This is a genomic window from Mycobacterium sp. E1747 (assembly GCF_001667775.1).
Taxonomy (GTDB): Bacteria; Actinomycetota; Actinomycetes; order Mycobacteriales; family Mycobacteriaceae; genus Mycobacterium.
In genome coordinates, this window is sequence record NZ_LZJI01000213.1 from 22,393 (window position 1) to 39,336 (window position 16,944).

The window sequence follows — 16,944 nt, forward strand, 5'->3', positions numbered from 1 at the left end:
GGCGGAATCGCCGGCGTTCACCGGCCGTCGGGAACCAGCCACTTCTCGAACGCGATCGGCACGAACGGCCCCCACGACGGCAGCGGGTCGGCGGGCACCCGGGTGTAGCCGGTCGCGTCGTACAGCGCCTCGGCCTCGGGTTGCCGGTTGCCGGTGATCAGGTAGAGCCGCCGGTACCCGCGCGCGGCGGTCTCGGCCTCCAGGGCGGCGAGCAGGATCCGGGCGTACCCGCGGCGCCGGTACGCGCGGTCGGTCCAGATCCGCTTGAGCTCGGCCGTCTCGGCGTCGTAACGCCGGAACGCGCCGCCGGTGACGGGCGCCCCGGCCAGCACGCCGATCAACAGGCCGCCGTCCGGCGGCGCCAGCTCGGCCTGCGGCACCGGCAGCCAGGACAGGTGCGTGCTGGGCGTACCGCCGTAGCGCTGCGCGTACTCCTCGGCCAGCTCGGCCAGCAGCGGCCGCGCCAGCGGGTCGTCGTGCGTGGCCGACACGAACCGCAGCGCTGGTTCGTTGGGACCGGACATGAAACGTCTAAACCCGTGTGGCGGTCAGGTATTCCGGGACGAACTCGCTCTCGCCCCGCGGCCGATCGGGCAGCCCCACCGCGCCCAGCAGATCGGTGACGTTCCGCTGCATCGTCGCCCAGCCGGTGGCGGCCAGATACTCGGGAACGTAATGGTATTGGCCCGCATGGGTCAGGCTGGCCAGGTCCACATCCAGGCCGTGCCGGCGCCAGCCGTCGACGAACGACCGCTCCGCCTCCAGCTGCAACGGGGTCCAGGTCGGCAGGTGATCGGCGGCCAACCGGCTGTCGACCGCGCTCATCGCGGTGACCGCCTGCAGCAGGCGGTCCTGGGCGGCCGGCGTCAGGTACCCGATCAGCAACTGCTCGGCGACCCACACCGTGGGGGCGGCGGCGTCGAAACCGACCCGCCGCAGCGCGGCCGGCCAATCCTGCTGCAGGTCGGCGCCGACCGCGCGCCGGCTTGCCCGCAGGTCGGCGCCCAGCCCGCGCAGCACGTCGGCCTTGAGGTCGAGCACCTCGGGCCGATCGATCTCGAAAACCGTTGTGCCGGGCGGCCACCACAGCCGGTACGGCCGGGTGTCCAGCCCGGACGCCAGGACCACCACCTGGCGCAGGCCGGCGCGCCCGGCCGCGGCGAGAAACTCGTCGACGAAGCGGGTGTGCGCCGCGCAGATCTCCAAGAACCGGGGGCCACCGCCGTCGTCCGCGGCGAACCGGGCGTCGTCGATGACGTGGACCAAGTGGTCGACCCCGGCGGCGCGCACCAACGGCTCGGCGAACGGATCGTTCAGCAGCCCCGCGTTGGTGGCGACGGCCCGGGCGGCGGCGCCGAACGCCGCGGTCACCGCCACGCCCGCAGTCGCCGCCATGGCCTACGCGCGGGCCCGGCGCCGCAGCATCAGCGCGACGACCGCCCGCCAGCCGAGCAACAACACCGCGGTGACCGACGCCGCCACCACCACGAAACTGGCCGCCACACCGGCGGAACTGGCCTTGCGCAAGACCATGCCGACGACGACGGTGCACAGCCAGACCACCACCCCGGTCGGCGCCACCGCGGTGGGGCGTCGCCAGGCGCGGGAGGCCAGCCAGCCGACGACCGTTCCGCTGAGGAACGGCCAGGCGGTCGTGGCGACGCCGGTGATGTTGAGGCCCTCGTCGTGGCTGCGACGCCCGACGGCGCAGAAGAGCAGCACACCGATGACGTCCAGGCCCAGCCACACCAGCCGCCGCATGCCGCGAGACTACCGGGGCCGGCCGCCGAGGTGGCCGGCGCCGTATCGGCTAGTGGCAGGCTGAGACCATGAGCACCCGCAAACCTCCCGCCTTCGACCGGTACGACCCCCTGGGCCTGGACGCGTCCCTGTCCAGCGACGAGCTCGCGGTGCGCGACACCGTCAGGCAGTTCTGCGCCGAGCACGTCCTGCCCCACATCGCGGAGTGGTTCGAGATCGGCGACCTGCCGGTGCGCGAACTCGCCAAGGGGTTCGGCCAGCTCGGCCTGCTCGGCATGCATCTGGAGGGCTACGGGTGTGGCGGGGCCTCGGCCGTGCACTACGGGCTGGCCTGTACCGAACTGGAGGCCGCCGACTCCGGGATCCGGTCGATGGTCTCGGTGCAGGGGTCGCTGGCAATGTTCGCGATCTGGAACTTCGGCTCCGAGGAGCAGAAGCAGGAGTGGCTGCCCGCGATGGCCTCGGGTGAACTGCTGGGGTGTTTCGGGCTGACCGAGCCCGACGTGGGGTCCGATCCCGCCGCGATGAAAACCCGCGCCCGGCGCGACGGTTCGGATTGGGTGCTGAGCGGCCGCAAACTGTGGATCACCAACGGCTCGGTCGCCGACGTCGCGATCGTGTGGGCCGCCACCGACGACGGCGTCCGCGGGTTCGTGGTGCCCACCAAGACACCGGGCTTCTCGGCCAACACCATCCACCACAAACTGTCGCTGCGGGCCTCGATCACCAGCGAGCTGGTGCTCGACGACGTGCGGCTGCCCACCGACGCGATGCTGCCCGGGGCCACCGGCCTGCGCGGGCCGCTGTCGTGTCTGTCCGAGGCGCGCTACGGCATCATCTGGGGTTCGATGGGCGCCGCGCGCTCGGCGTGGCAGGCCGCACTCGACTATGCGACGCAGCGCACCCAATTCGGCCGCCCGATCGCCGGATTCCAGCTGACCCAGGCGAAACTGGTCGACATGGCGGTCGAGTTGCACAAGGGCCAGCTGCTGTCGCTGCACCTGGGCCGCCTCAAGGACGGGCCCGGCCTGCGTCCCGAGCAGGTCAGCTTCGGCAAGTTGAACAACACCCGCGAGGCGCTGCAGATCTGCCGGACCGCGCGAACCATCCTGGGCGGCAACGGCATATCGCTGGAATACCCCGTCATCCGGCACATGGTCAACCTGGAGTCGGTGCTGACCTACGAGGGCACGCCCGAGATGCACCAGCTGGTGCTCGGCCAGGCGTTCACCGGCAGCGACGCCTTCCGGTGAGGTGACCGTCGCGCCGGCTACGCACACGTGCTGGAATGAAGGGCATGAACGGCACCGCGCTCCGCAGCCTGGCCGCGACGCTCGCGCTGGCCGTCACCGCCGGCATCCCGCCCGCCGGCGCCGATCCCGCCGCGCTGCCCCCGATGACGTCGAGCGGCGGCGGGCCGATCATCGGCGGCGGCAGCAACGCCGGGATCGCGGCGCAGCTGTTCAGCTTCGGCACGCCCAACGTGCAGGAGGTCGACGGCTCGGACGCGGCGCAATTCATCACGGCCGCCGCGGCGAGCCCCAATTCCCAACTGGCGGCGCCCTTCTCGCTGATGCGACGCGCGCTGGCGTGTCAGACGAACAATGCCGGTTCTGGGGCCGGTTTCGGGGCGCGCGCCTTCCGGCGCAACGACGGCCAATGGGGAGGCGCGATGGTGGTCGCGGCCAAGAGCGCGACACCCAACGTCGACGCCCTGGCCGGCTGCGCCAAGACGAACTGGCGCCGCGCCACGGCAGGCACGCAGACCTCGCTGTGCAACAGCGGCTGGAGCACCCCCAACACCTACGAGAGTCGCCGCGGCGAGACCTACTACGTGCTGCTGGCCGGCACCGCCGACGACTTCTGCACCGCGGTCAACGGCAAATTCAAGGACAACTCCAACGGGTGGCCGTTCTAGCCGGGCCCAGCGGCGGGGTCGTACGGTAAGGGGGTGAGCATGTCGCGCCATCGCGTCGTCATCATCGGAAGCGGATTCGGTGGTCTCAACGCGGCCAAGGCACTCAAGCGGGCCGACGTCGACGTCACCCTGATCTCGAAGACCACGACTCACCTGTTCCAGCCATTGCTGTACCAGGTGGCCACCGGCATCCTGTCCGAGGGCGACATCGCCCCGACCACCCGGCTGATCCTGCGCCGGCAGAAGAACGTCCGGGTGCTGTGGGGCGACGTCAGCGGCATCGACCTGACGGCCAAAACGGTGACCTCGCACCTGATGGGCATGGAGACGGTGACCCCCTTCGACAGCCTCATCGTCGCCGCCGGTGCGCAGCAGTCCTACTTCGGCCACGACGAGTACGCCGCCTTCGCGCCGGGCATGAAGAGCGTCGACGACGCCCTTGAGCTGCGGGCCCGCATCCTGGGCGCGTTCGAGGCGGCCGAGGTCGCCACCGATCCGGCGGAGCGGCAGCGCCGCCTGACGTTCGTGGTGGTGGGCGCCGGCCCGACCGGGGTCGAGTTGGCCGGCGAGATCGTGCAACTCGCCGAGCGCACGTTGGCCGGGGCGTTCCGGACGATCACGCCCAGCGAATGCCGGGTCATCCTGCTCGACGCCGCGCCCGCGGTGTTGCCGCCGATGGGTGAGAACCTGGGCCTCAAGGCCAAACGGCGGCTGCAGAAGATGGACGTCGACGTGCAGCTGAACGCCATGGTGACCTCGGTGGACTACATGGGCATCACCGTCAAGGAGTCCGACGGCACCGAGCGGCGCATCGAATGCGCGTGCAAGGTGTGGGCCGCGGGCGTGCAGGCCAGCGAGCTGGGCGCGATGGTCGCCGAGCAGTCCGATGGAACCGAGACCGACCGCGCCGGGCGGGTGATCGTCGAGCCCGACCTCACGGTCAAGGGGCATCCGTACGTGTTCGTCATCGGCGACCTGATGTCGGTGCCCGGCGTCCCCGGGATGGCCCAGGGCGCCATCCAGGGGGCCCACTACGTCACGAAGCTGATCAAGCACGCGGTGAAGGGCGACGACGACCCGGCCACCCGCAAGCCGTTCAGTTACTTCGACAAGGGCAGCATGGCGCTCATCTCCCGGTACAGCGCGGTGGCGAAGGTCGGCAAGCTCGAGTTCGGCGGCTTCATCGCCTGGCTGGCCTGGCTGCTGCTGCACCTGCTGTACCTGGTTGGCTTCCGCAACCGCCTCGCCGCCATGTTCTCCTGGGGCATCTCCTTCCTGGGCCGCACCCGCGGCCAGATGGCGATCACCAGCCAGATGATGTACGCCCGGCCGGTGGTCGACTGGGTGGAGCGGCAGGCGCAGGAGGGCACGCTGGCCGCGGCCGAACGTATCGAGGCGGCCGAGAAGCAGGCCGGTTAGCTCAGGGCCTGGTCGATATCGGCGATCAGGTCGTCGGTGCCCTCGAGCCCGACGGAGATCCGCACCACGCCGTCACCGAGGCCGATCGCCGCTCGGCCCTCCGGGCCCATCGCCCGGTGGGTGGTCGTGGCCGGATGGGTGACAAGGGATTTCGCGTCGCCCAGGTTGTTGGAGATGTCGATCAGCCGCAACTTGTCCAGCACCTCGAACGCCCGCTGCTTGGCCTTGTCGTCGGAGCAGTCCAGCGCGAAGGTGATCACCGTCCCCCCGCCCGACATCTGGCGCTTGGCCAGATCGTACTGCGGGTGCGACGGCAGGAACGGGTAGCGCACCCAGCTCACCGCTGGGTGGGTCTCGAGGAACTCCGCGATCCGGTGCGCCGAGTTGTTGCTGTGCTCCACTCGGACCGCCAGTGTCTCAAGGCCTTTCACCAGCACCCAGGCGTTGAACGCGCTCAGCGCCGGCCCGGTGTGCCGCATCAGCTTCTGCACCGGGCCGTCGATGTACTCCTTGTCGCCCAGGATCGCGCCGCCCAGCACCCGGCCCTGACCGTCGATGTGCTTGGTGCCCGAGTACACCACCACGTCGACACCCAGCGGAATGCCCTGCTGCAGCAGAGGCGTGGCGAAGACGTTGTCCAACACCACTTTTGCACCCGCGGCGTGCGCCAGCTCGACCACCGCGGCGATGTCCACCAGCGACTGCATCGGGTTCGACGGCGTCTCGAAGAACACTGCTCGGGTGGGCTTAGAGGAGTCAGCCAGCGCCTCCTCCCACTGCGCCAGGTCGTCACCGTCGACGAAGACGGTCTCCACGCCCCAGCGCGGCAGGATCTCGTTGCACACCACGAAACACGACCCGAACAGGCTGCGCGACGCGACCAGCCGGTCCCCGGCGGCCAGCAGCGCACCCAGCGACGTGAACACGGCGGCCATGCCGCTCGCGGTGGCGAATGCCGCCGGCGCACCCTCGATCAGGCGCAACCGCTCCTCGAACATCGTCACGGTCGGGTTGCCGTACCGCGAGTACACGAAGTGGTCCAGCTCACCGGTGAACGAGCGCTCGGCGACGGCCGCGGAATCGTAGACATAGCCGGACGTCAGGAACATCGCCTCGGCGGTCTCGTCGAACTCCGACCGCAGCAGGCCGCCGCGCACGCCGATGGTGGCCTGGCTGACGCCGTCGGGCAACGCCTTGGGCACCCGGACCGAATCCCCCGGCGGGGAACTCATAGCTGCTTCCAGGGCAATCCGATTGCGCGCCAACCTGATTCACCGCGATGCCCCTGCGCGTTCAGCTGACCCTCGAACCCGTCCAACACGTTGTAGGCCGGGGTGATGCCAGCGCGGGTGGCGACCTCGGCGGCACCGATGGAGCGGTTGCCCGAGCGACACAGGAAGACCACCGGCCGTTCGGCCTCGGTCTCGGGCACCCGTTCGCGCAGTTCGTCGGCGAAGTTGGCGTTGAAGGTGCCGTCGGAGGTGTTCCACTCGATGAAGACCGCCTCGCGGCCCAGGCTGGACAGGTCGGGCACCCCGACGAACCGCCATTCGGCGTCGGTGCGCACGTCGACCAGAACGGCGTCGGGGTTGTCGCTGAGCAGCTTCCAGGCCTGAAGCGGCGTGATGTCTCCGGCGTAGGAACCGCGCTCTGTGCTCATGACCTCGGATCGTATCGAGCGTGCTGGGTCAGCCGGTTCGCGACCTCGCGGACGCGGTCGCGCGCCGCCGACACCTCCGGCGCCGTGGCCAGCGCCTGAAACCCCCGCCCGAGCGCGCGAACGTCGCTTTCCGGGACGGCCAGCGCCGCGGCCAGCGCGGCGGGCGCCGGATCGGCGCGTTCCGCCCGGTGGGCCGCGCCCGGCGAGACCATCATGGTGTCCACCGGCAGGCCGAGGATGGTGCGGGCCTGCAGCTCGAAGGCCGACAGCCGCTGGCTGCACACGGTGGCCCAGGCGCTGTCTGCGGGGCGGGGCGTGGCGTCGACGAAGTAGACCTCGTCGCCGTTGATCATCAGCTCGACGCCGAAGACGCCGCGCCCGCCGAGCGCCTTGACGATGCGCGCGGCAATCGATCGGGCTGCGTCCAACGCCGCGGTGCTCAGCTGCTGGGGTTGCCAGGACTCCAGCACGGCTGGGGTGGGCTCGCGGTGGCCGACGGGCGAGCAGAAGTCGATCCGCGGCCCGTGCGGACCGTCGGTGCGCACCGCCAGCAGGGTGACGTAGAACTCGACATCCACCACGGTCTCGGCCAGCACCCGCTGCTGCTCGCCGCGGCCCCCGGTCGCGCGCTGCCAGGCCGGCCCGATGTCGTCAGGCCCCGACGCCACCGACTGTCCCCGCCCGCCGCCCGCGAGCACCGGCTTCACCAGCAGCGGGTAGCCGGCGTGGGCGCCCACCGCCTCGAGTTCACCGACCGAGCCGACGAACCAGAACGGCGCGGTGGGCAGGCCCAACTCGTCGGCGGCCAGCCGGCGCAGGCCCTCCCGGTCGGCGCCGAGCCGGACGGCGCGCGCGCTGGGCACCAGCTCCGGGCCCTCGAGCCCCTCGAGGGCGTGGACCGCGACCGCGTCGGTGGTGGTGACCACGAAGTCGGGCTGCAGCCCGCGGATCGCCTTGGTCAGCTCGTCGGCGTCGGTCATCGGGACCACCAGCGCCTGCTCGGCCACGGAGTGCGCGGGCGCGTCCGCGCGCTCGTCGACGGCGATCACCCGCGCGCCGAGGCGTCCCAGCGCGACCGCCAGTTCCCGGGCCAGTTCACCGGAACCCAGCAACGCCACCCGCGGCCGGACGTCGGCCACCGCCGTCGGCGCTTGCGAGGGCACGGCGAGCACGCTCGTCTTGTCGTCTGGTCCGTCGGTCACCGCTCAAGGATAGGTGCGCGGCCGAAGAGTCAAGGCTGACCGGGACGCAGCCGCACCATCAGCCCGTGGGCCTCGGCCAGCACCGCGCCCTCGGCGTCGAGGAGTTCGGCGACGACGAACGCCTTGCGGCCCTCGGTGCTCGTCACGCGGCCGCGCAAGGTCAGCGGCACATCGATCGGGGTGATCTTGCGGTAGTCGACGTGCAGGAAGGCGGTGCGGCTGATCGGCTGCCCCGCGGCGTGCGACATCATGCCGAACATCTGGTCGAACAGCAGCGGCAGCACACCGCCGTGCACCGCGTGGTTGCCGCCGACGTGGAACCGGCTGAAGTAGCCGGTCATCTCGACCCCGTCCGGCGCGAACTTGGTCAGCGTCCAGGGCGGCAGCAGCAGGCTGCCCGCACCGGGTAGGTCGGGCGTGCGGCCGGCAGGCGACTTGCCCTCCTCGGCCCGGAACGGGCCCAGCAACTCCACCAGGGCCTCGGCGCGGTCGGCCGCGTCGTCCCACACGTCGTCGCTGGGGTCGGCGGACACGGCCAAGTCCTGCAGCGCGCGCATGGCCGCGACGAACCGTCGGAACCCCGGGCCCGGGCTGGCCGGGCCGTATTCGGGAAAGCCGCCGTGGTGTTCGTAGTCGGGGTCGAGTCCTTTCGGGTCGGCTGCCGTCACGGGCGCGCCGCCAGCACGTCGCGGCGCACGATCGTCTGTTCCCGGCCCGGACCGACACCGATGCACGAAATATGGGCCCCGGCAAGCTCTTCCAGCCGCAGCACGTAGTCACGCGCCTTGGCGGGCAGGTCGTCGAATTCGCGTGCGTCGGAGATGTCCTCCCACCAGCCGGGCAGCTCCTCGTAGATCGGCTCGGCGCGGGCCAGGTCGCTCTGCGTCATCGGCATGTCGTTGGTGCGGTCACCGTCGATGCGATAACCGACGCAGATCGGGACCGTCTCCAGGCTCGAGAGCACGTCGAGCTTGGTCAGGAAGAAGTCGGTGATGCCGTTGACCCGCGTGGCGTAACGCGCGATCACGGCGTCGAACCAGCCGCAGCGCCGCCGCCGCCCGGTGGTGACGCCGAATTCGCCGCCCGTCTTGGACAGGTATTCGCCGTTCTCGTCGAACAGCTCGGTGGGGAACGGCCCTGACCCCACGCGGGTGGTGTAGGCCTTGAGGATCCCGAGCACGGTGGTGATGCGGGTGGGGCCGATGCCCGACCCGACGGCCGCGCCGCCGGCGGTCGGATTCGAGGACGTCACATAGGGATACGTGCCGTGGTCGACGTCGAGCAGGGTGCCCTGGGAGCCCTCCAACAGCACGGTCTCGCCCGTCTCGAGCGCGGTGTTGAGCAGCCGGCGGGTGTCGCGGATGCGGTGCCGGAAGCCCTCGGCCTGGTCCAGCAAGGCGTCGACGACCTGGTGCGGGTCCAGCGCCTTGCGGTTGTAGATCTTGACCAGGATCTGGTTCTTCAGTTCCAGCGCGGCCTCGATCTTGTGCGTCAACTGGTCGGGGTCGAGCACGTCGGCGACGCGGATGCCCTGGCGCGCGATCTTGTCCTGGTAGCACGGGCCGATGCCACGGCCGGTGGTGCCGATCTTCTTGTTGCCCATGTAGCGCTCGGTGACCTTGTCGATGGCCACGTGGTAGGGCAACAGCAGGTGCGCGTCGGCGGAGATCAGCAGCTTGGTGGTGTCCACGCCGCGGTCCTCGAGGCCCTTGAGCTCGTCGAGCAGCACACCGGGGTCGACCACCACGCCGTTGCCGATGACGTTGGTGACGCCGGGAGTGAGCACGCCCGAGGGGATCAGGTGCAGCGCGAAATTCTCGCCGCTGGGCAGGACGACGGTGTGCCCGGCGTTGTTGCCCCCCTGATAGCGCACCACCCACTGCACGCGCCCACCGAGCAGGTCAGTGGCCTTACCTTTGCCCTCGTCGCCCCATTGGGCGCCGATGAGGACGATTGCCGGCATGACTTGCTCCCGCCTGCTTACTGTGGTTCGACTGGCAGCGCACCGTATCTCGCAGCGCTGCAACGGCTTGCGGCATCACCCGGTGGCTCGAGCTGCCGGCCCGCACCAGGGTCTCGGTTGATCGCCCCGGGACCGTGCGCGTAGCTGGAGGCATCTTTGCTTGACGCGCTCACGTGGCGATCCTAATCGTCGGGGAGCGCCGTACCCGCGCCAAGGGCCGGTTGATCGCGACTCGTGTCCCCCACGGCCGCGGCTTACGGCGTCATGCCCGGTTTGGCAGCGCATACCCCGCCGGCGGTGGGTGCGTCCAGCATCAGGCATAGCGGCTGCTTGGGGTCGCGATCGGTCCTCTTGGCCGCCCAACCGTGCCACACGGGTTTCCCGTTCCAACTGACCAGCGTCCAGCCGTCGTGCGGGCTGCCTTGGATCTCGACCACGCCGGCGTTGGGCAGCGGATCGAAGAGCAACAGCAGCACATCGGGGTTCTTGACGCTCATCATCGTCCCGACGCCGATGGCAAACTCGCTGGAGAACGCCACTTCGGTGATCTTGCCGCCCGCGGTCCGGACCGGGTTGGCCATGGCGTCGCCGTAGATCGTTTGCAGGGAGTCGTTGAAGCGGCCCGCGTCGGCCGCCGCGTTGCCGTACATGGTCTGCAGCGCGCCGTTGAAGCGGTTGTGGAATTCGAACCCGTTGGCGTCGCTGGAGCCCGGAGCCAGCATCGGCACGATGCGCAGGCCCAACAACCACGCCACCGGACCGAGTAGGTACGCCAGCCCCGCAAGGCTGAGCTGCGGTTGCCCGTTGAACGCGCCGGCGTCGATCTCGTTGAGCCCGGGCAGTACCTGGACAGTCATCCCCGACGCGGCCGCCAACGGCACCGCGGTCTGTTGCGTCCTGGTCAGCTGCGACGCGAAGATCCCCGCGAACGGACCCTGTGCGGCCAGCGCGTTGGCGATGTTCTGCGCCTGTTGCTGGCCGAGCGCGGTGAGCACCGTTCCCGGCACCGCGGTGTCGATCACGCGCGCCGCATTGCCCTCCGACTGGCCATGCCGCACCAAGTCGATCACGATCGATTCGTCGGCCGACGCCGTCGCCGGTTCGACGCACAGCAGGACAGCCGAAACCGCCAGAGCGCCAACACGGCAGAGTTGCCGCGCCAGCGACGGACGCGGGTGGCCGGCGCGGTTCACGCGGTTGAGAAGTGGGCGGTGAGTCGGCGAATGGCAGTTCTCCATTCTCTTGGCCACCCATTCGTTGACCCCGTGGCAGGAGTAAAGTATCCGGTTGCTACCAGGCGGTGGCGCAACAACTTTCGCAGTCCGGAATCATGTTGTGACTGTGTCGTTATGGCGAGATCTTCCGGACCCCAGCCGGTCTGGCCGTCCCGCGAACGAGAAGTATTGGAAGACAAGGTTGTTGGTGACACAAGGGGATGGCGCTGTAGCGGTGTTGCTGTTCGGCGATCGCCGCGTGCCCCGCTCGCTGATCGGCCTGCCGGTCCACACGGCCGATTCTGACGCCGCGATCGGCCCGTACCGGCGGCTGGTGGTCCTCGGCGCCGACGCCGACCTGGCCGCTGTGCTGACCCGGCTGCTGCGCGCCGGCCGGCTCGACGTCGAGGTGGCCTACGTGCCGCGCCGGCGCACCCGTGCCACCCGGACCTACCGCCTGCCCGCCGGGCGGCGGGCGGCGCGGCAGGCCCGGCGCGGGACCGCTCGGCGGGTGACCCTGGTGCGCGACGAGACCGGGTCGGTGGTCGTCGGGCGGGCGCGCTGGGTGCCGCCCGACCACGCGCCGTTCATCCGCGGCGAGGCGGTCGTCGACGACACGGTGTTGTTCGACGGCGACGTTCCGGCGGTGTCGATCGAGCCGACCGCCGCCCCACCCGGCTTGCGGGCCAAGGTGGGCCGGCGCCGCTGGGTCGCCGGCCGCGCGGTCCAGCTGGGCAGCACCGGCGTCACGGTGGTGCGCGACGGCGTGCCCGCACCGCGCCCGGCGCGCCGGTCGACGTTCTACCGCAACGTCGAAGGCTGGCTGGCGGTCCGATAGTTTCGACCGGTGAACCTGCCCGCCCGGCGCGAATCGGTGCGACCCAGTCCCCTCTTCTTGGCTTTGCTGGCCGTGACGGCGGCCGGCGGCGCGCTGGCCTGGCTGGCCGGCACGAGCGTGCGGCCGCTGGCGTACGTCGGGGTATTCACCTTCGTCATCGCCGGCTGGTTGGTGTCGCTGTGCCTGCACGAATTCGGGCACGCGGTCACCGCCTGGCGATTCGGCGACCACGACGCCGCCGTGCGCGGCTACCTGACGCTGGACCCGCGGCGCTACAGCCATCCCGCGCTGTCGCTACTGCTGCCGATGGTGGTGATCGCCCTGGGCGGCATCGGGCTGCCGGGCGCCGCCGTGTACCTGCGGACGTGGTTCATGACGCCCAACCGCCGCACCCTCGTCAGCCTCGCGGGTCCGGCGGCCAACCTGGTGCTGGCGGTGCTGCTGCTCACGCTCACGCGGTTGTGCTACGACCCGGCGCACGCGGTGCTCTGGGCCGGGGTGGCCTTCCTGGGCTTCCTGCAGCTCACCGCGGTCGTGCTGAACGTGCTGCCCATCCCGGGCCTGGACGGCTACGACGCGCTCGAACCGCACCTGAGCCCCGAGACCCAGCGCGCGGTGGCACCGGCCAAGCAGTGGGGCCTGTTCATCCTGCTGTTCCTGCTGCTCCCGGCGGGCCACTGGTTCTTCGGGGCGGTGCTCTGGCTGTTCGAGTTCTCCGGGGTGCCGACGTGGCTGGTGTCGGCGGGCAACCTGCTGACGCGGTTCTGGAGCCGCTGGTTCTGACCCTTGCCATATATGCGTGAATCCGCATAGATTGCTCGCCATGGGCGCCGGCCACAACCACAGTCCCGCCGAGACCGATGGGTCCCGGCTGATCCCCCGCATGCTCGTCGCCGCCGGAATCCTGGCGGCGTTCTTCGTGATCGAGCTGACCACCTCGCTGCTGATCAACTCCATCGCGCTGCTGGCCGACGCGGGTCACATGCTGACCGACGTCGTCGCCGTCTTCATGGGCCTGGCCGCCGTCACGCTGGCCCGCCGCGGCAGCTCGTCCCCGTCGCGAACCTACGGCTGGCACCGTGCCGAGGTGTTCACCGCGGTCGCCAACGCCGGGCTGCTGATGGGGGTCGCCTTGTTCATCCTCTGGGAGGCGATCCAGCGGCTCCGGGAGACGCCGTCGATCCCCGGCGTGCCGATGATCGTGGTCGCGTTGGCCGGCCTGCTCGCCAACCTCGTGGTCGCTTTGCTGCTGCGGTCACACTCCGGGCAGAGCCTGGCCGTCAAGGGCGCCTACATGGAGGTGGTCGCCGACAGCGTCGGCAGCCTGGGCGTGCTGATCGCCGGCATCGTCACCGTCACGACGCGCTGGCCGTACGCCGACGTGGTGGTGGCCGTGCTGGTCGCGCTGTGGGTCCTGCCGCGGGCGATCTCGCTGGCGCGCGACGCGTTGCGGATCCTATCCGAATCGTCGCCGACCCACATCGACGTGGAGGAGCTGCGATCGGCGCTGGGCGCCGTTGACGGCGTGACCGAGGTGCACGACCTGCACGTGTGGACGCTGTCGCCCGGCAAGGACATGTGCACCGCACACCTGCGCAGCACCGGCGACTCCGCCCGGGTGCTGCACGACGCCCGTACCGTGCTGTCGGCGCGCGGGCTGGAGCACGCGACCGTGCAGATCGAAGGGCCCGGCGAAGCGGAGTGTTCGGAAAGCTTCTAGGGCTCCGGCTTTTAGAGCCCGAGCGCCGGCCGCGCCTCGGGGTCGCAATCGTCGAGCAGGTCCAGACAGCGCAGGTACTCGTCGGGTTCGCCGATCGTGTCGGCGGCCTTGGCCAGCGCCGCCACGCAGCGCAGGAACCCGCGGTTGGGCTCGTGCGAATACGGCACCGGGCCGAAGCCCTTCCAACCGTTGCGGCGCAGCTGGTCCAGCCCGCGGTGATAGCCGGTTCTGGCGTAGGCGTACGCCGTGATGGCCTGCTCGTCGGCCAGCGCCTGCTCGGCCAACGCCGCCCAGGCCACCGACGCAGACGGGTGCGCGGCGGCGACGATCGCGGGCTTCTCGCCGGCGAGCAGTTCCGCCTCGGCGTCGGGATCGCCCGGCAACAGGGTCGGGTCGGGTCCGAGGAGGTCTCGTGGCGATGTCATGGGTCCCATTCTGCAGCTGCCGCATCTTGCCGGGACGGCGGACCTCGACCATCACCCCATGGAGGGTGGCGGGTCGCTAAGCTCTCCAACTACCCCACCCGATAGCGGAGGACAGCAGTACTCATGCCCCAGCCACCCGAGCCCGACCGCGGCGGCACGCCGAACGCGCCTGGGCACGAATGGGCCGCGCAATCAGGCGACGACGCGACCGAGAGCGTCCCGCTGGTACCGAGCGACGCCGAGACCGAGACCGTCGTGATCCGGCCCGATTCGGGCGGCGGGCCGGGTGGTCCCGGCGACGACGCCGACGCCCAGCAGCGTGAACGCCGCTTCACCGCGCCCGGGTTCGACGCCAAAGAGACCACGGTGATCGCCACCACCCCGGAGCCCGCCACCGAGGTCTTCTCGACACCTCCCGAAGGTCAGACCGCGCAGTTCGGAACACCCCCCAAACCCGCTGTGCCGCAATCGATCCCGCCCCGGCTTGGCGGAAAGCTGCGCACCTCCCGGCAGATCAACTGGGGCTGGGTGCTGGCGCTGGTGGTGATCGTGCTGGCGCTGGCCGCGATCGCGATCCTGGGCACCGTGTTGCTCACCCGCGGCAAGCACACGAAGGTGTCCCAGGAGGACATGGTCCGCACGACGATCCAAAGCTTCGACACCGCGATCCAAAAGGGCGACCTGACGACGCTGCGCACCATCACCTGCGGCACCACCCGCGACGGCTACGCCGACTACGACGAGCACGGGTGGGACGAGACCTACCGCCGGGTCTCGGCGGCCAGGCAGTATCCGGTGATCGCCAGCATCGACCAGGTGGTGGTCAACGGCCAGCACGCCGAGGCCAACGTCACCACGTTCATGGCCTACGACCCACAGGTCCGCTCCACCCGCAGCCTGGATCTGCAGTACCGCGACGACCAGTGGAAGATCTGCCAGTCCCCCAGCGGCTAGAGCACATTTCATGGCCCGAGTGCCCGGCCAGCGGGGCGTTCGGTGCCGAGTGCCCGGCCAGCCGGGCACTCGCCGGGATCAGGCCCCGACGGACTTCCCGGCGCAGTGCAGGTCCTCGCAGGCCTCCACCACACGCTCGCTCATCGAGGCCTCGCCCTTCTTGAGGTAGGTGCGCGGGTCGTAGGCCTTCTTGACGCCCACCTCGCCGTCGACCTTGAGCACGCCGTCGTAGTTGGTGAACATGTGCGCGGCCAGCGGCCGGGTGAATGCGTACTGGGTGTCGGTGTCGACGTTCATCTTCACCACGCCATAGCGCAGGGACTCCTCGATCTCGGACTTCAGCGAGCCCGATCCGCCGTGGAAGACGAAGTCGAACGGTTTAGACCCGTCGGACAACCCCAGCTTGGCCGCGGCGACCTGCTGGCCCTGGGCCAGGATGTCGGGGCGCAGCTTGACGTTGCCGGGCTTGTAGACGCCGTGCACGTTGCCGAACGTCGCGGCCAGCAGGTACTTGCCGTGCTCGCCGTGGCCCAGCGCCTCGATGGTCTTCTCGAAGTCCTCCGGCGTGGTGTACAGCTTGTCGTTGATCTCGTGGGCGACGCCGTCCTCCTCGCCGCCGACGACGCCGATCTCGATCTCCAGGATGATCTTGGCGGCCGCGGCCTCCTTGAGCAGTTCCTGTGCGATCGTCAGGTTCTCGTCGATCGGCACCGCCGAGCCGTCCCACATGTGCGACTGGAACAGGGGATCGGCGCCCGCGCTCACCCGTTCGGCCGAGATCGCCAGCAGCGGGCGCACATAGCTGTCCAGCTTGTCCTTGGGGCAATGGTCGGTGTGCAGCGCGACGTTGATCGGGTACCTGGCCGCGATCACCCGGGTGAACTCGGCCAGCGCGACGGCACCGGTCACCATGTCCTTGACCCCCAGGCCCGATGCGAACTCCGCACCGCCGGTGGAGAACTGGATGATGCCGTCGCTGCCGGCGTCGGCGAAGCCCTTGATCGCGGCGTTGACCGTCTCCGAGGACGTGCAGTTGATGGCCGGAAAGGCGTACGAATTTTCCTTGGCGCGGCCCAGCATCTCGGCGTACACCTCGGGCGTGGCAATGGGCATGGGCTCCTCCTGGCGACTAGGCCCATCCAGTATCGCAACACCGGTATGTTGAAGCATCGTGAGCACCACCGTGACGGCCCTGCCCCACATCTTCGATCCGATGTACTGGTTGGGTGCCGACGGCGTCTTCGGCTCCGCGGTGCTGCCCGGGATCCTGGTCATCGTCTTCATCGAGACCGGGCTGCTGTTTCCGCTGCTGCCCGGCGAATCGCTGCTGTTCACCGGCGGACTGCTGGCCGCGCACCCGAATCCGCCGGCGAACATCTGGGTGCTGGCCCCCGCCGTCGCCCTGGTGGCGATCCTGGGCGATCAGACCGGCTATTTCATCGGCCGGCGGATCGGACCGGCCCTGTTCAAGAAGGAAGATTCCCGGTTTTTCAAGAAGCACTACGTGACCGAGTCGCACGCGTTCTTCGAGAAATACGGGCCGTGGGCGATCATCCTGGCCCGGTTCGCGCCGTTCGTGCGGACGTTCGTCCCGCCGGTCGCCGGGGTGTCCTACATGCGCTATCCGGTGTTCCTGGGCTTCGACATCGTGGGCGGCATCCTGTGGGCCGGCGGCGTGACGCTGGCGGGCTACTTCCTGGGCAACGTGCCGTTCGTGCACCACAACCTGCAGAAGATCCTGCTGGTCATCCTCGTCGTGTCGCTGATGCCGGCGTTCATCGCGGCCGCGCGAAGCTACCGGGGCCGGCGGCGGCCGGCCACTCGGGAGCCTGAGCGGCTGACGACACCCGAGTAGCCGACGGCGTTCGGG

General features: G+C 70.1%; 19 protein-coding genes. 8 read left to right on the forward strand and 11 right to left on the reverse strand.

Annotated features, from left to right (window positions below; genetic code table 11):
* Positions 1-17: 17 nt before the first annotated feature.
* Genes A5695_RS22885 through A5695_RS22895 form a run of 3 tightly spaced genes read right to left on the reverse strand, consistent with a single transcriptional unit; the run spans position 18 to position 1,761 of the window.
* Positions 18-524 carry a GNAT family N-acetyltransferase gene (locus A5695_RS22885; RefSeq protein ID WP_068087684.1) on the reverse strand — a complete coding sequence of 169 codons (507 nt, stop codon included), beginning with the start codon at positions 522-524 and terminating at the stop codon, positions 18-20.
* A 7-nt stretch (positions 525-531) separates the two neighbouring features.
* On the reverse strand, positions 532-1,395 hold the full coding sequence (locus tag A5695_RS22890) for an SAM-dependent methyltransferase (protein WP_068087689.1): 864 nt from the start codon (positions 1,393-1,395) through the stop codon (positions 532-534).
* 3 nt (positions 1,396-1,398) lie between these two features.
* Positions 1,399-1,761 carry a DUF3054 domain-containing protein gene (locus A5695_RS22895; RefSeq protein WP_068087692.1) on the reverse strand — a complete coding sequence of 121 codons (363 nt, stop codon included), beginning with the start codon at positions 1,759-1,761 and terminating at the stop codon, positions 1,399-1,401.
* A 68-nt stretch (positions 1,762-1,829) separates the two neighbouring features.
* Here A5695_RS22895 and A5695_RS22900 point away from each other — a divergent pair, with 68 nt between their 5' ends.
* Genes A5695_RS22900 through A5695_RS22910 form a run of 3 tightly spaced genes read left to right on the forward strand, consistent with a single transcriptional unit; the run spans position 1,830 to position 5,098 of the window.
* A complete protein-coding gene (locus A5695_RS22900) occupies positions 1,830-3,014 on the forward strand; it encodes an acyl-CoA dehydrogenase (protein WP_068087695.1) in 1,185 nt (394 codons plus the stop codon).
* Positions 3,015-3,058: 44 nt separating this feature from the next.
* Complete coding sequence (locus A5695_RS22905; protein WP_068087760.1) at positions 3,059-3,679, forward strand: hypothetical protein; 621 nt, start codon at positions 3,059-3,061, stop codon at positions 3,677-3,679.
* Positions 3,680-3,718: 39 nt separating this feature from the next.
* A complete protein-coding gene (locus tag A5695_RS22910) occupies positions 3,719-5,098 on the forward strand; it encodes an NAD(P)/FAD-dependent oxidoreductase (protein ID WP_068087697.1) in 1,380 nt (459 codons plus the stop codon).
* On the opposite strand, the gene A5695_RS22915 is transcribed toward A5695_RS22910, so the two are convergent.
* The 6 genes from A5695_RS22915 to A5695_RS22940 form a co-directional block, all read right to left on the reverse strand.
* Complete coding sequence (locus A5695_RS22915; protein WP_068087699.1) at positions 5,095-6,330, reverse strand: O-succinylhomoserine sulfhydrylase; 1,236 nt, start codon at positions 6,328-6,330, stop codon at positions 5,095-5,097. The two genes, A5695_RS22910 and A5695_RS22915, sit on opposite strands and share 4 nt — an antisense overlap.
* Positions 6,327-6,758 carry a rhodanese-like domain-containing protein gene (locus A5695_RS22920; RefSeq protein WP_068087705.1) on the reverse strand — a complete coding sequence of 144 codons (432 nt, stop codon included), beginning with the start codon at positions 6,756-6,758 and terminating at the stop codon, positions 6,327-6,329. Before A5695_RS22920 ends, A5695_RS22915 begins: the two co-directional genes overlap by 4 nt.
* Positions 6,755-7,960, reverse strand: coding sequence for a formate-dependent phosphoribosylglycinamide formyltransferase (gene purT, locus A5695_RS22925; protein WP_068087707.1), 1,206 nt, complete (start codon positions 7,958-7,960; stop codon positions 6,755-6,757). The genes A5695_RS22920 and purT overlap by 4 nt, the downstream gene beginning before the upstream one ends.
* A gap of 29 nt (positions 7,961-7,989) precedes the next feature.
* The gene (locus A5695_RS22930) at positions 7,990-8,628 is read right to left on the reverse strand and encodes a PaaI family thioesterase (protein WP_068087715.1); all 639 of its coding nucleotides are present in this window, start codon (positions 8,626-8,628) and stop codon (positions 7,990-7,992) included.
* Complete coding sequence (locus A5695_RS22935) at positions 8,625-9,923, reverse strand: adenylosuccinate synthase (RefSeq protein ID WP_068087718.1); 1,299 nt, start codon at positions 9,921-9,923, stop codon at positions 8,625-8,627. The genes A5695_RS22930 and A5695_RS22935 overlap by 4 nt, the downstream gene beginning before the upstream one ends.
* Positions 9,924-10,177: 254 nt before the next feature.
* Entirely contained in the window at positions 10,178-11,056 is an 879-nt protein-coding gene (locus A5695_RS22940; RefSeq protein WP_068087762.1) for a histidine phosphatase family protein, read from the reverse strand.
* A gap of 289 nt (positions 11,057-11,345) precedes the next feature.
* Between A5695_RS22940 and A5695_RS22945 the strand changes: the two genes are divergently transcribed.
* The 3 genes from A5695_RS22945 to A5695_RS22955 are packed head-to-tail and all read left to right on the forward strand — an operon-like array spanning position 11,346 to position 13,695.
* Positions 11,346-11,975 (forward strand): peptidase M50, encoded by a 630-nt coding sequence (locus A5695_RS22945; protein WP_068087720.1) that lies wholly within the window; start codon positions 11,346-11,348, stop codon positions 11,973-11,975.
* Between the two features lie 9 nt (positions 11,976-11,984).
* Positions 11,985-12,758, forward strand: a complete 774-nt coding sequence (locus A5695_RS22950) for a site-2 protease family protein (protein ID WP_068087724.1) — start codon at positions 11,985-11,987, stop codon at positions 12,756-12,758.
* Between the two features lie 40 nt (positions 12,759-12,798).
* Positions 12,799-13,695, forward strand: a complete 897-nt coding sequence (locus tag A5695_RS22955) for a cation diffusion facilitator family transporter (protein WP_068087726.1) — start codon at positions 12,799-12,801, stop codon at positions 13,693-13,695.
* Positions 13,696-13,706: 11 nt separating this feature from the next.
* On the opposite strand, the gene A5695_RS22960 is transcribed toward A5695_RS22955, so the two are convergent.
* Complete coding sequence (locus A5695_RS22960; protein WP_068087767.1) at positions 13,707-14,120, reverse strand: DUF3151 domain-containing protein; 414 nt, start codon at positions 14,118-14,120, stop codon at positions 13,707-13,709.
* Positions 14,121-14,243: 123 nt separating this feature from the next.
* Here A5695_RS22960 and A5695_RS22965 point away from each other — a divergent pair, with 123 nt between their 5' ends.
* Positions 14,244-15,074 (forward strand): hypothetical protein, encoded by an 831-nt coding sequence (locus A5695_RS22965; RefSeq protein ID WP_068087729.1) that lies wholly within the window; start codon positions 14,244-14,246, stop codon positions 15,072-15,074.
* A 78-nt stretch (positions 15,075-15,152) separates the two neighbouring features.
* On the opposite strand, the gene fbaA is transcribed toward A5695_RS22965, so the two are convergent.
* Positions 15,153-16,187 carry a class II fructose-bisphosphate aldolase gene (gene fbaA, locus A5695_RS22970; RefSeq protein WP_068087731.1) on the reverse strand — a complete coding sequence of 345 codons (1,035 nt, stop codon included), beginning with the start codon at positions 16,185-16,187 and terminating at the stop codon, positions 15,153-15,155.
* Positions 16,188-16,245: 58 nt separating this feature from the next.
* Here fbaA and A5695_RS22975 point away from each other — a divergent pair, with 58 nt between their 5' ends.
* Positions 16,246-16,929: a DedA family protein gene (locus tag A5695_RS22975; protein ID WP_068087733.1), complete on the forward strand. Its 684-nt coding sequence runs from the start codon at positions 16,246-16,248 to the stop codon at positions 16,927-16,929.
* Positions 16,930-16,944: the final 15 nt, after the last annotated feature.

Coding starts and splice junctions, on each gene's coding strand:
- A5695_RS22900 (WP_068087695.1), top strand. CDS start 1,830: ATGAGCACCCGCAAACCTCCCGCCTTCGACCGGTACGACCCCCTGGGC.
- A5695_RS22960 (WP_068087767.1), bottom strand. CDS start 14,120: ATGACATCGCCACGAGACCTCCTCGGACCCGACCCGACCCTGTTGCCG.
- A5695_RS22905 (WP_068087760.1), top strand. CDS start 3,059: ATGAACGGCACCGCGCTCCGCAGCCTGGCCGCGACGCTCGCGCTGGCC.
- A5695_RS22965 (WP_068087729.1), top strand. CDS start 14,244: ATGCCCCAGCCACCCGAGCCCGACCGCGGCGGCACGCCGAACGCGCCT.
- fbaA (WP_068087731.1), bottom strand. CDS start 16,187: ATGCCCATTGCCACGCCCGAGGTGTACGCCGAGATGCTGGGCCGCGCC.
- A5695_RS22920 (WP_068087705.1), bottom strand. CDS start 6,758: ATGAGCACAGAGCGCGGTTCCTACGCCGGAGACATCACGCCGCTTCAG.
- A5695_RS22915 (WP_068087699.1), bottom strand. CDS start 6,330: ATGAGTTCCCCGCCGGGGGATTCGGTCCGGGTGCCCAAGGCGTTGCCC.
- A5695_RS22890 (WP_068087689.1), bottom strand. CDS start 1,395: ATGGCGGCGACTGCGGGCGTGGCGGTGACCGCGGCGTTCGGCGCCGCC.
- A5695_RS22895 (WP_068087692.1), bottom strand. CDS start 1,761: ATGCGGCGGCTGGTGTGGCTGGGCCTGGACGTCATCGGTGTGCTGCTC.
- A5695_RS22910 (WP_068087697.1), top strand. CDS start 3,719: ATGTCGCGCCATCGCGTCGTCATCATCGGAAGCGGATTCGGTGGTCTC.
- A5695_RS22885 (WP_068087684.1), bottom strand. CDS start 524: ATGTCCGGTCCCAACGAACCAGCGCTGCGGTTCGTGTCGGCCACGCAC.
- A5695_RS22955 (WP_068087726.1), top strand. CDS start 12,799: ATGGGCGCCGGCCACAACCACAGTCCCGCCGAGACCGATGGGTCCCGG.
- A5695_RS22935 (WP_068087718.1), bottom strand. CDS start 9,923: ATGCCGGCAATCGTCCTCATCGGCGCCCAATGGGGCGACGAGGGCAAA.